We start from the raw sequence: 12,529 nt of genomic DNA on the forward strand, positions 1-12,529 counted from the left end.
GTCTTTCTTTTTCCTTTCAATGAAGTACAATGTTTTTAATAAAGCGATTTCACAAAAAGGAGTCATTAAAATGGCAGAAGTAAATTATCAAAAATTAGTCGACGAGATGCGCAAAGCTTTTAAAGATGGTGATGATAAGCGTGATGAAGGCTTACCTACCAGCATCCCTGAAGTAGAGCGCTTTGATGACATTGCTTATGGTAAAGATCCTAAATATCAATTACTTGATGTCTATTTACCAAGCAAGCGCACAGACGCTAAACTACCAGTAATTGTTAACATTCACGGCGGTGGCTGGGTATACGGTACAAAAGAAACCTATCAATTTTACTGCATGGCACTTGCTAAAGAGGGTTTTGCAGTAGTAAATGCAAATTATCGCCTAGCACCAGATGTTGTTTATCCAGGTGAATTAGATGACGTCAACCGCGTCTTCCATTGGGTAGCAGATCCAACTAACGCAGCTAAATATCAATTAGACTTAGACAATGTCTTTATCGTTGGGGACAGTGCCGGTGGTCAAATGGGTGAGCAAATTTTAGCTGCTTATACTAACGCTGACTATCGTAAATACTTTGGTTACTCTGTTCCTGACCTAACAATTAAGGCTGCAGCATTAAATTGCGGTGCATATTTCTTAACTGAAAAAATTAGTTCAATTGTGGGCGCACCAGAAGCATATTTCCGTCCAGAAATTCGTTTAACAGAGCATGATCAATTAAACGCTGAACAGTTTTTAACTACAGATTTGCCACCACTTTTCTTAATGACTTGTACAGATGATTTCTTACGTGACAATGCATACATGCTTTCTGGTTACTTACACGCCAAAGGCATTTACCACGAAATTCATTTTTATGGTGATCCAGATAATCGTCGTGGACACGTCTTTAACGTTAATCAAAAAGATGATTTAGCTAAGCAATGTAATTTGGATGAACTTAACTTTTTCCGTAAGTACATCAATTAGTGCTCGGTTCATTGTAAAATAAAGGTTGAACTAAATAGTTCAACCTTTTTTTCTAGGAGGAACTTATGGCAGGCGACAAACACGAGCTAATTCAACTAGATGAATTACCGTTACACATTAAAATCCACCACCATCGCAATGATTCCGAGGTGCCGGCTCACTGGCATCAAAGCATTGAATTGAGTTTTACCATTCGGGGACAAATTGACCATTTTATAATTGGCGGTGTCGATCATCAAACACATCCTGGAGAGATTTTAATTGTTAATACTCAGATTGTGCATAGTGTACGTAATCGTATCCACACTAAGGACGATTTAATGTTGACGCTTCTCTTTCCCTATCCACTGGTCTTACAAGTGTTTCCTAAAATTGATCAATATTTTTTTGAACTTGGTTCACTAAGCAAGTTATCACTTCAGCAAGTAGCTCAATATCACTATTTACAAGATCTTCTTACGCAAATTACTGATATTAAGCTAGGTAAAGAGAGTGATTTTAAAAATATTGAGTTAACTATCCTTAGCTATCAAGTTCTTGAAACACTACTTAAGTACTTTTTGAAACCTCGTAAAAATAACAGCCAGTTGTCACACAATTTAGTCATCACTGGACATTTGCGTAACGCGCTTGACTATATCCAAGGGCACTATCAAGAACCCTTTTCTCTTCAAGAAATCGCGGATTCTTGTCATTTGGCACGTCAATATCTCCAACGAATTTTTCGCGAAAATATGGGGTGTACTCTAGGCGAATACATCAAAAATTATCGTGCACAAAAAGCTTACCAAGAACTTACTACGACCACAAATACCTTTACTGCAGTTGCCATGAATAATGGTTTCAGTGGTGTTAGATCGCTTAACCGTGCAATGGTTAACAATTACGGTCAAACCAGCAGACAAATACGCGAAGGTTCCTCAGCGCCAGATTAAGGTGACTGAAAGCGCTATTTAGCAATCGAAAAGCAAGTATAATATTAGCGAATACAATAAAAGTTAGAGAATAGAGGAACTTAACATGAAAAAAGTTAATCCAAAATCTGGGTTGTTCAAAGTCGCCTTATTATCAATATCCTTATTATTGATGATTGCGCCGCAAATTTCCTCAGTATTGCCCCTAATGTACTCGTCATTTCCTGGCGTTTCACGGGCTGCTGTTGAAACATTAAGTACAATTCCAAACATCGGAATAGTTATCGGACTAATCATAAGTCCATTTTTAATTAAGCTAATCGGTACTAAAAATACTGTTATCACTGGGTTAGTAATTGCGCTGTTAGCTGGAACATACCCAATGTATGCAACGGGATACACAACAATTTTAATCTCTCGTTTCTTATTGGGAGCTGGTATTGGTTTATTCAACTCATTAGCCGTTAGTTTATTATCGAAGTTTTACCAAGGCGATGAACTATCATCAATGCTTGGTTTCCAAAACTCAATGGGTAGTGTCGGTGCAGCAATCTTTTCATTCTGTGTTGGCTTATTAGCAGTTAACGGCTGGCATGCCACTTTTGCAATTTACTTGGCTGCTTTGCCAATTCTATTGCTATTTGGCTTCGTAGTTAAATTACCTAGTCAATCACAAACAGTCGATACAGAAGCACAACCTGCTACTAAAGAAGAAAACAAGATTAATGGTGCTGTAATTGAAATAGCAATTATCATGTTCTTTATGTATGTCTTCTTTATGCCAATGTCATTCAAGTTACCACAACTTGCTACAAGCCAAAAACTTGCTAGTGTTAGTCAAATTGCCTTTGTTTCAAGTGTAGTTACTTTAATCGGTATTCCTGTTGGAATGTGCTACGGTCTTTTAAAGAAGAAATTAAAGGATTTAATTTTACCAATTGGTTTATTCTTACAAGTTGCTGGTTTATTGGCAATTGCTTACGCAGTTAACCTACCAATGTTAGTTGTAGCCGTTATTGTTTTAGGTGCTGGCTTCGGTTTGTCCGTACCTTATATCTTTAACTGGCTTGATGAAGCAGCTCCAAAGAACTCCGTTAACTTCGCAACAACCATTACCTTAATCCTAGTTAATATTGGTTGTGCCGCTTCACCAACAATTGTTAACTGGTTAGGTACAACTTTTGGCGGTGGAACTCCTCGTTCTGACATGACAATGGCTGGAATTGGTATGGCAGTTCTGTTCTGCTACAGCATTGTTCATTACTTCCAATTAAAGAAAAAGCATAATTAATTAAATAAATAAAAAGCAGTTCCGTTACTAGAACTGCTTTTTTTATGTTCTTTAAAATTGTTGATAAAACTATTTTCTCTTTTTCTTTGTGAATAAAAACATCAAAAGTGGCAAGATGATAAAGCCAAAGACCATCATCAAAATCGCATACCAGTTAACACCAACCACTTGACCATTTTTAATAATGCCAAATTGTGCTTGCCAGTTATATTTAACTAATAAAAAGATAACGACAATAATTGATAATATTGGGATTACGATATCAGTCCAAACATTTTTGGGTGCTGGTAAAACCTGCTCTTTATTTTTGCCAAAATAGAAGCAAATGACTGCTAGTGGCACAATAATAAAGCCTAAGAATCTAACCATTGCACTTAATGTAATTAGGTTAACCATATTATATTGGAATGCCAGTGGTACCAAAATCGCTAACGCTTCAGAAATAAAGAATGTCCTAATTGGAAAATTGTTTTTCGTTCTCTTAGTTAATGATGACGGCAGCTGCTTTTCACGTGCCATTGCCTCTAAAATTCGCGGCGCATTGAAGCTGGAGGCAACATTAATGCCAAGCATCGATACCAAAGCACCAACTAAAATCACGTCCCGTAAGATCTCATTGTCAAAAATTGCACTAATTGCCACAACCTGCTTAGTTGTCATCAAAGCTTTTGGATTGAGAACAAGTCCAACTGCAACAACCCCTATATAAATTGCAGCAATAACAAAAATTGCTAATGGTATTGCTCTTGGTAGATTTTTTTCGGGCTCTTGCATATCATCTGAACCTGAAGGTACAGATTCAAAGCCTGTAAAAGCATAAAAAGCAGACACAATGGCCATTACAAAACCTGTAGTTGTCAATGTAGGAACAATCTTATGGCCATTCTGCGTAATTTGATCAACCATCGCCAAATTATGTGAAGCTCCTGTTGTAAGTAATAGAACAACCCCAGCAACAATAATTAAAACCAAGGCGAATAACTTACCTGCAGTAGCAATATTCATTACAAACTTAACAAATTTTTGTCCAAACAAGTTAATAATTGTTATTAGCAGCATCAAAACTAGAAACCCAATTGTAACGTTCATAACGCTATCGGGATTGCCGCCAAAAATCGAAATGGTTGACTTAATTACACCAACAGCCATTACGCCCCACGCCACGCTGGCAGAAAAGTAACGCAAGATGCCGACATAAAAGCCAACGTTATCACCAAAAGCAGCCTTGGAATAGGCATACGAAGCACCTGATTTTGTCACATATTTAGCCGCTGCTGAAAAAGAAATCGCCAGAATTGCGGCAAAAATTGCAGCAATTAAATAAACAACTAGAGATTTACTACCAGCTTGGCTGACTACGCTTCCCGGTGTTAAGAAAATGCCTGAGCCAATAATAGAATTGATTGCTAAAAGAACAATTGACCAGAAGCCTAGTTTGTCATTTGCTCGTTCTGTATCCTTACTTGTATTCACGATAGTTAGCCTTTCTTACTTAGCATTTTCAACAACAAATTTAAATAGATTATTCATATAAGGCGTGTTAGGATTTTTATGCAGCATCTCAGGGTGCCACTGAACTGCCAAAATATTGCCCTGATCGTTTTCTAAGCCCTCTGGGACACCATCAGTTGCAGTCGCAACTTCGCGCAAATCTGGTGCAACATCTTTAATCAACTGATGATGGAACGAATTAACTAAGAACTCAGTTTTACCTATTGTCCGTGCAAGTAAACTGCCTTCTTTAAGCTTAACGCCATGCGTTGGTAAATCAGGTGTATGGCCTTGATTATGCTTTAAAGTTTTTTCTTTGCGATAACCCATATCTTGATATAAGTTTCCACCATGAGCAACGTTAATTAGTTGAGCACCACGGCAAACCCCAAGAATTGGGAGACCTTTTTCTTCCGCAATTTTTAACAATAGCATGTCAAAATGGTCACGTGCTGGCCAAATTTCACCTATCTTTGGTTGCAGTTCTTCACCATATAAATGTGGATCAATGTCATGTCCACCAGATAAAATAAGTCCTTGAACATGTTCTATTTGGCCTATAGCAACCTCATCATTTGCAGTAAAGGGGATAATGTAAGGAATCCCACCATTTTGAACGACAGAATCAACATAGTCCTCATTAACGTAACTACGTCTATATCCATAAAATGGCCCTTCTGCATCTCTTATTTCTGAACCAGCAATGCCGATAATTGGTTTACTCATCTTTTTCCCCCAATCAAAAATCAACCTACTTTTAATATATTATACATGCACAAGGCTGAACTATGTTGTTATTTGATTGATATATTACTTTAATAGTTCGTAACGATTTCTTTGGGGATATTATTCCCTAGGAAATAATGTAGTTTTATTTAAAACAAAAACCACTGGTCTAATCGACTAGTGGTGTGTAAAAACAGCTGAATTGCAGTACATTAATTAAAGCTTGCTATAATTTAATCAACTTTTTCAAAGACCTCACAGATCATTGGTGCCTGAGGATAAAACTTCTGTCCACTTTCTGCAAATTCCGCTTCAAAAAATTGATCATGAACTTCACGCCAATACTGGTAGCTACGATCTCCTTCACCTTCATGATATGCATGCTCTGCAGATATCTGATTGTATGGAATAACTTCAACTACCTTGTCCTGAATCACGCAAACGGGATTACCATTCCAATCAAGGATAATATTCCAGTCGCCAACACTTGGCATCTCATTTTCTGGAAAAAATGCTGCAGTTGTTGCAGTCTTAATACCTCTTTTTACTAAGTCTGCTAATTCATTCGCTTCTTCCTTACTTGCTCCAAATGCCCACGCATCTACTTTAGTATCCTCTCCCAAGTTATGCTTCTTGCAAAAGGTACGCCAAAATTGTTCTACTTTTTTCTCCATTATCATACTCTCTTTTTAGCTAAATAAATTGAGAAAAGCTAAACGCTTTTAGTCATAATAATAAATTTGTAAATACCACCGTTGCTATGAACGTTTTCCGAACCAGTTTCTTGATAACCAGCTTTTTGATAAACCTTAATTGCACGCTTATTAAATTCCGCAACGGACAAAATATAAGTTTTAAAAGCAAAGTTTTGCTTCACATAGTCCTCAATAACCTTTATAAACTCTTTTCCTAAACCATGACCTGTTAAAGATGGCGCCAAACCAAGTCCTATCTCAGCTTTCATTGAATCTTGATCATCTGGTTCCAAACAAAAGAATGCAACTAATTTATTGTCACCGTCTAAAACCTGATAATAGTGATCGCTTCTTAATTCTTGAGACATTATTTCGTCATAATCTTCTTGATCATTTTCCATATCATAAAAAGAATATTCACCATCGTAATGCCAATCATTGGCAATTATTTCTGCATTAGCCTGCGATAATTGGTCAATTTTTTTAAAAATATTGTTTGTCATTTGAGTTTTCCTTATTAACTTATTACATTATATTATTACCCAATATACCAAAGGTAATTCAAAAAGCAAACAACACAAAAACGTTTCTACATAAGCACTAAGCTATGTAGAAACGTTTTTAGCTATATTTTTAATTAATTGGTTGTCCACCGGTTACGCCGTAAACTTGACCTGTAACATAACTAGCCAAATTAGAAGCTAGGAAAATGTAAACATGGGCTACTTCATCGGGTTGACCTGCACGCTTCAAAGGCTCTTCCTGACCAAAAGTTGAAAGCGCATCTGTTGGTTGACCGCCACATGTTTGTAACGGTGTCCAAATTGGACCAGGAGCTACACTATTAACGCGAATTCCTTTTGGCGCTAACTCTTGCGCCAAGTTAATTGAAAAGTTAGCAATCGCAGCCTTTGTAGAGGCATAGTCAAGTAAAATAGGTGTTGGACTAAAGCCCTGTACAGAGGTAGAAGTTAAGATTACACTGCCCGGTTTCATATGAGGCACTGCAGCTTTAGCCATTTCAAACATTGAAATAATATTAACTTCAAAAGTGTCATGGACTTGATCCATCGTCAATTCATCCAAACTTGAGACATGCTGTTGAATTGCGGAATTCATCACCAATAGCTCTAAGCTACCGAATTCATCGACAGCTTTTTGAACTACTTGCTCTGCTTCACCTCGCTTACGGAAGTCAGCTGGTAAAAGAACTGCCTTTTGGCCCGCTTTTTCAATTAGTTCTGCCACTTCCTTGGCATCTGCTTCTTCTTCAGGCAAATACTGGATTGCGACATCGGCTCCTTCTTTAGCAAAGCCAATTGCAACAGCACGACCAATTCCCGAGTCACCACCAGTGACAATGGCGTGGCGTCCTTCAAGTAGGCCATGTCCTTCGTAATCAGCCATGTCACCAGCAGGTACTGGATCCATTTTGCTTTGTACACCTGGATATTCCTGTGATTGTTTAGAAAAATCACCAGTGTGATAACGTTTTAGCGGATCAGATAAACTATTGTCCATTGTAAAGATCTCCCTTCTTTAGAATCCACCTTCAATTTACAGCGATTCATTTTTTAAAACAAAACATATGCTTATAAAGTATAAACAAATCATATTCTTTGCTACGGAGATTGGTTTGGTTTTACAATGATGGTGTAAAGTACTGTAATCAAGGAGGCTGAGCTTAATGATTAAAGCTTACAAAAAATTCTGGAGTAACATTTTTAACTTTTCTGGCGTTGCTAGTCGCGGCGAATATTGGATTCCAGTTATTATTAACTATATTTTAGGGTTTATTTTGATGGCAGTGGTACAACAGATTTTGGGCCACTCCATTGAAGATATCTATACTTGGGGTGACTGGAGTGCCAAAACTGGTTCTCTAATCATTTCATTTATTGTCTGGCTAGCCACACTTTCACTACGCTTCAGACGTTTACACGACTCTAACCACTCCGGTTGGTGGATTTTGATTAATATCCTTCCTTTCATCGGTCAACTATGGTTTGTCATCTTAATGCTTCTACCTTCAAAAGCTAATAACTATGAATAATTAGCATTTCATTTTGCAATGACGAGATAAAAAGTGCAGAACTGCTTTTAACACATTACTGCACTTTTTCTTTGCTTACTAGTTATTCTTCAAGCACTTTTACCAAAGCATATAAATCCATTCCACCTTCTTCCCTTGCTATAATTAGAAAAAGGAAGCGATTTTTATGCATCTAAAAACTCAACTAGTAAACTGGTCACAAAATTTATTGCAGACAAAAACAACACAGCAATTGTTTAAACTGTTTGATCAATCGACTGATCAACTTTCGCAGTTTTGGCATACTTTGCGTTCTACTAAGTATTCATGGAACCTTTCTGGACTTGAGCAGGTTCAAAGCTTTTTACAATTCTGTGCTAAACATAATGAAAAAATTGCAATCCAGCTAAAGAAGCTTGGTCAAGTATCCAGTAAAAGATTAATTCCAATATTTAAAGATCCAACTTTTTTAAAGCTACTTGCTAGTAAAATGCAGCTTTCACCTCAAGCAACTCAAAAAATTCATACTTTATTAGATCGATTTGCTGGCAATAACAGTAAGATTGACCCAACCAAATTATTGATAATTGTTTTGTTTATTGCGTTAGGTGTTAAGGTGCCACTAGTTTTGGAAGATTCCGTCAACTTTAAGAGCATAGCGTTAGCAGTAACTACTGTGTTAGATTACGTTACATCTGCCATTCAGCTTGCTCAAGCATTTTCACACAATAAGTAAAAAAACTAATACTAGATTATTCAGTCTTATTAGCAATTCGATATTTAACAGTGATTCCGTGTTTCACATGAAACAACATGTTTTTCAAAAGCTTTTAATCACACTAAAAGACTTGTTGTACTCCCGAGAATATATTAAGACCTACCAAAAAGACGACTACAGCCAACACTATAGTCGCCTTTTTATGCTTCGTTAGAATAATTCACTATTCCCTCTTTTAGTCTCCCTAAACCATCTTTAACCATGGCTAAAGGATAAGCGAGATTCATGCGTAGAAAATCATTACCATTGCCACGATAAATACTTCCTGGCGATAAAACTAGTCCTGTTTCCTTATCTAAGTATTCTGCTAGCTTTTGCGAATTCGAAGTAATTTGACGCACATCAAGCCAAATTAAATATGTTGCATTACCTGATACCACCTTAATTTCTGGAATATTTTCACTAATAAATTTCTCAGTATAAGCAAAATTAGTGTTTATTTGCTTCAGTAATGCTTGTAACCAATCATGACCATGCTCATATGCAGCAATTGTCCCTGGAATAGCCAGTAAATTAGGCTCTGCAAGTTCTTCACTGTTCAGACCACGATTAACAGTCTCACGTAAGTTGTCATTTGGCACCACTACAGTTGCCGCATGTAAAGCTGCAACATTAAAGGGCTTACTTGGTGAGACTAGCGAAATAACACCGTCACGTGAAGCACCCTCAACCGAAAAAGCAGGCGTATACCCTGGTCCCTTGCGTACCAAGTCACCATGAATTTCATCAGATAGGAGCACTACGTGATGTTTAAAACATAAGTCTGCAATCTTCTGAACTTCTTTTTGGCTCCATACTTTACCAACTGGATTATGAGGATTACAAAAAATCATTAAAGTGGTAAGTGGTAAAGCTAATTTGTGTTCAAGGTCTTCCCAGTTAATTTCATAGTTTTCATCATCAAATTCCAAGTCACTGGACAAAACATGTCGCCCATTATTTTCAATTGAATTGTAAAAAATATTATAAACGGGTGCTTGAACTAAAACGTTATCACCGATATGTGAAACTCGCCGAACAATCGATGAAATTGCTGGCACTACACCAGTAGTGAAAATCATCCAGTCTTGTTGTGGACGGTGTCCGTGCTCTTCTGCATACCAATTGGCCACAGCATTAAAATAATCATCTTTAGGCCATTCATAACCGAATACACCTAATTCAATTTTCTTCTTCATTGCATCAATAATTTCTGGTGCTGTTTTAAAATCCATGTCAGCAATTGACATTGGTAGTTCATTTGATGCAACGTCCCACTTAACAGAGTCTGTTTTTCTTCTATCTGGCACATTAACAAAATCGTAATTAGCTTTCATTATTAATCCTTTGGTTCCTGATTTCGATCTGACTGATTTGTGTTCAATTCAATCTTATCACAATCTATCTTTGTATCATCGGGATCTATTTTTGACTTATCCATAATTAATTCGCCGATTACAGGAGCAGAAATTTTTCCAGAAATTGGGTTTTTAACACTATCAATTTTCGAAGTCACTTCAGCATCTATATTTGAAACATATTCAAAAGCTAAATCTGTATGTAGTAGCTGAGTATCTCTTAACTTTAAATTTTTAATATAATTAAGACCCTGACTGCTAATGATTTTGCAGTTAATAAACTCAATATTCTCGCTGTTCCATGCTAAGTACTCTCCATCAATAGTTGAATCATAAACTTTTACATTTTTACAGTTCCAAAAAGCGTCTTTAGCAACAAAAGTTGAATTATATACTTCAATGTTTTCTGCACCATCAAAAGCGTAATTGCCAATTATACTGACATGATCTAAGTAAATGTTTTTGCTGTCTTTGCCAAAATAATCGCCGCTAATTTGACTATTAGTAATTTTAAGATCTTCACAGGACCACATAGTCTCTTCCGCATTAGCAAAATGAACATTGTCCAACGTAATTTTTTGTGCACGTCTAAATAATTTAGGAGCTTGTAAAGAAGAGTTCTTAATAGAAATGTTTTTTGTGTACCAAATGCCACTGCGAGCCATCGTTTCAAAGACAGAATCTTCCACCTCAACATTTTGATCGTACCAGAGTGGATACTTCCATTTAAAAACTGAATCTTTCACTTTAATATTGTTTGCTTCTTTGAGTGGAGACTCCCCTTGACCAAAAGTGACTCCGTCTAATTCTGCATCATTAAGTCCAAAAAGGGGCCGTTCGCCTTCAAAAAAATGATTTTTAATACTTTTCATTTATTTTCTTTCTCTAAATCACAATATCTATATCTTTTATACACTCAATTATTTAACAAAAAGTATGAAATTAAAAATACCTATTATTAAGCTTACTTAATTACTATTAGTTATTTTGCTAATACGCGTATATAAAAAGTGGGCCTCAGAAATTATGTCATCTCTAAAGTCCACTTTTTCAATACTTAATCCTCAGTCGTCATTTCTAAGAACTTAGTAAAGCCACCTTTATAATCACGCTTTGTTGCAATTAGTTTTAAAAATTCTTCCTGACTGACGCCTTTAAATTTCAAATATGCTGTTAAGACTTCATAGACATCACCTAATTCTTCAATCAGATTGTCTTCTGTCTTAGCTTCAACAACTTCCTGCGTCTCTTCAATCAACTTATTTTTAAGGGCTAGTTCAATTTCTTCTTTAGGCAGCTCTCGATATGTAGCCTCTGTGGCAAATTCCGGTATCTTATCTCTAACTAATTTTTTCATTTTGCACTCTTTTCAAAATAAATCATTCTTAGTTTCATTAATCTAACCCTATTATATTACTTTTAAAAAAAGTGCTAACAAAAATTAGCTATTTCCCAGGAAATATTTTTGCTAAGTAACCCCACCATTAGCAATTTTTATTTTGCGCTTTTATAGTAAAGACTTAGCACCTAACAATATTAATAACACTCCAGTAGTTGGCTTCATATACTTTGTGATCTTTGTTTTTGCCAGTAGTTGTGCCAATTTGGGGGCAATAATTGCTCCTACTAATGCACCAATCATTAACGGTAGTCCGGCTGCCCAATCCACTTGCCCTCCTGCAATGTGGAACAGTGCACCTGTAGCGGTCATAAATACTAAAACATAGGTTGAAGTAGCTGTTGCCTGAAAGTCCTTTAAGCCAAGCAAAAACAGTCCAGCAATAATTACAGCTCCTCCGCTCATTCCTGCAACACCGACCATTAGTCCACCAAAAATTCCGAATAAGCTTGCCTGCAATCTGGCATGGCTTTGCTTATGCATTGAATCCGAAGCCTTATTTTTCTTTTGAATAAGCATGTTGATGCCTAGTAAAATTAAAACCACACCTATCAGCCATTTGTACAAATTAGCTGGAATATACTTTGATAAGAGTGCACCAACTATTACGGCAGGAATTGCTGCCAATAACATTTGATTACCAATTTTAGTATTAATTTTTCCTTGACGATAATAGCTCCATGCGCCAATAATTAATGAAGGTAAAGCGGTCATTAATGAAGTTGCAGAAGCACTTGCAGCCTTTAAGCCAAATAAGCCTGTTAATATTCCTAAATAGATTGCAGCACCACCGCCACCAAACAGGATAACAAGAGTGCCTATCACCAAACCGATTAGCAATAATAGAAAAATTTTCATTATATTTGCCTTCTTAAATATTAAACACTAAACTATAT

14 protein-coding genes are annotated in these 12,529 nt (G+C 36.5%); 5 read left to right on the forward strand and 9 right to left on the reverse strand.

Annotated features, from left to right (window positions below):
• Nucleotides 1-70: 70 nt before the first annotated feature.
• From H3R21_RS05065 to H3R21_RS05075, 3 genes are all read left to right on the forward strand, one after another.
• Nucleotides 71-970 (forward strand): alpha/beta hydrolase, encoded by a 900-nt coding sequence (locus H3R21_RS05065; RefSeq protein WP_109716054.1) that lies wholly within the window; start codon nt 71-73, stop codon nt 968-970.
• 65 nt (nt 971-1,035) lie between these two features.
• On the forward strand, nt 1,036-1,905 hold the full coding sequence (locus H3R21_RS05070) for a helix-turn-helix domain-containing protein (RefSeq protein WP_198183511.1): 870 nt from the start codon (nt 1,036-1,038) through the stop codon (nt 1,903-1,905).
• Between the two features lie 85 nt (nt 1,906-1,990).
• Complete coding sequence (locus tag H3R21_RS05075) at nt 1,991-3,175, forward strand: MFS transporter (RefSeq protein ID WP_046307980.1); 1,185 nt, start codon at nt 1,991-1,993, stop codon at nt 3,173-3,175.
• Between the two features lie 69 nt (nt 3,176-3,244).
• On the opposite strand, the gene H3R21_RS05080 is transcribed toward H3R21_RS05075, so the two are convergent.
• The 5 genes from H3R21_RS05080 to H3R21_RS05100 form a co-directional block, all read right to left on the reverse strand.
• Nucleotides 3,245-4,648, reverse strand: coding sequence for an APC family permease (locus H3R21_RS05080; protein ID WP_198183513.1), 1,404 nt, complete (start codon nt 4,646-4,648; stop codon nt 3,245-3,247).
• Nucleotides 4,649-4,663: 15 nt separating this feature from the next.
• Nucleotides 4,664-5,392, reverse strand: coding sequence for a gamma-glutamyl-gamma-aminobutyrate hydrolase family protein (locus H3R21_RS05085; RefSeq protein WP_198183515.1), 729 nt, complete (start codon nt 5,390-5,392; stop codon nt 4,664-4,666).
• Nucleotides 5,393-5,625: 233 nt separating this feature from the next.
• Nucleotides 5,626-6,066 carry an ASCH domain-containing protein gene (locus tag H3R21_RS05090; RefSeq protein ID WP_046307988.1) on the reverse strand — a complete coding sequence of 147 codons (441 nt, stop codon included), beginning with the start codon at nt 6,064-6,066 and terminating at the stop codon, nt 5,626-5,628.
• 38 nt (nt 6,067-6,104) lie between these two features.
• The gene (locus H3R21_RS05095; protein WP_198183517.1) at nt 6,105-6,590 is read right to left on the reverse strand and encodes a GNAT family N-acetyltransferase; all 486 of its coding nucleotides are present in this window, start codon (nt 6,588-6,590) and stop codon (nt 6,105-6,107) included.
• A gap of 130 nt (nt 6,591-6,720) precedes the next feature.
• Complete coding sequence (locus H3R21_RS05100; protein ID WP_074426203.1) at nt 6,721-7,608, reverse strand: SDR family oxidoreductase; 888 nt, start codon at nt 7,606-7,608, stop codon at nt 6,721-6,723.
• 166 nt (nt 7,609-7,774) lie between these two features.
• On the opposite strand from H3R21_RS05100, the gene H3R21_RS05105 reads away from it, so the two are divergent.
• Nucleotides 7,775-8,140 (forward strand): DUF805 domain-containing protein, encoded by a 366-nt coding sequence (locus H3R21_RS05105; RefSeq protein ID WP_198183519.1) that lies wholly within the window; start codon nt 7,775-7,777, stop codon nt 8,138-8,140.
• Between the two features lie 166 nt (nt 8,141-8,306).
• Nucleotides 8,307-8,855, forward strand: coding sequence for a hypothetical protein (locus H3R21_RS05110; RefSeq protein ID WP_198183522.1), 549 nt, complete (start codon nt 8,307-8,309; stop codon nt 8,853-8,855).
• A gap of 182 nt (nt 8,856-9,037) precedes the next feature.
• Here the strand turns inward: H3R21_RS05110 and H3R21_RS05115 are convergent, their stop codons facing one another.
• The 4 genes from H3R21_RS05115 to H3R21_RS05130 form a co-directional block, all read right to left on the reverse strand.
• On the reverse strand, nt 9,038-10,213 hold the full coding sequence (locus tag H3R21_RS05115; RefSeq protein WP_198183524.1) for a MalY/PatB family protein: 1,176 nt from the start codon (nt 10,211-10,213) through the stop codon (nt 9,038-9,040).
• A 2-nt stretch (nt 10,214-10,215) separates the two neighbouring features.
• On the reverse strand, nt 10,216-11,106 hold the full coding sequence (locus tag H3R21_RS05120) for a DUF3737 family protein (RefSeq protein ID WP_198183526.1): 891 nt from the start codon (nt 11,104-11,106) through the stop codon (nt 10,216-10,218).
• A gap of 185 nt (nt 11,107-11,291) precedes the next feature.
• Nucleotides 11,292-11,591: a nucleoside triphosphate pyrophosphohydrolase gene (locus H3R21_RS05125; RefSeq protein WP_198183528.1), complete on the reverse strand. Its 300-nt coding sequence runs from the start codon at nt 11,589-11,591 to the stop codon at nt 11,292-11,294.
• A gap of 150 nt (nt 11,592-11,741) precedes the next feature.
• Nucleotides 11,742-12,491, reverse strand: coding sequence for a sulfite exporter TauE/SafE family protein (locus H3R21_RS05130; protein ID WP_198183530.1), 750 nt, complete (start codon nt 12,489-12,491; stop codon nt 11,742-11,744).
• Nucleotides 12,492-12,529: the final 38 nt, after the last annotated feature.

The sequence above is a fragment of the Lactobacillus sp. W8172 genome (genome assembly GCF_016102055.1).
Classification (GTDB): Bacteria; Bacillota; Bacilli; order Lactobacillales; family Lactobacillaceae; genus Lactobacillus; species Lactobacillus apis_A.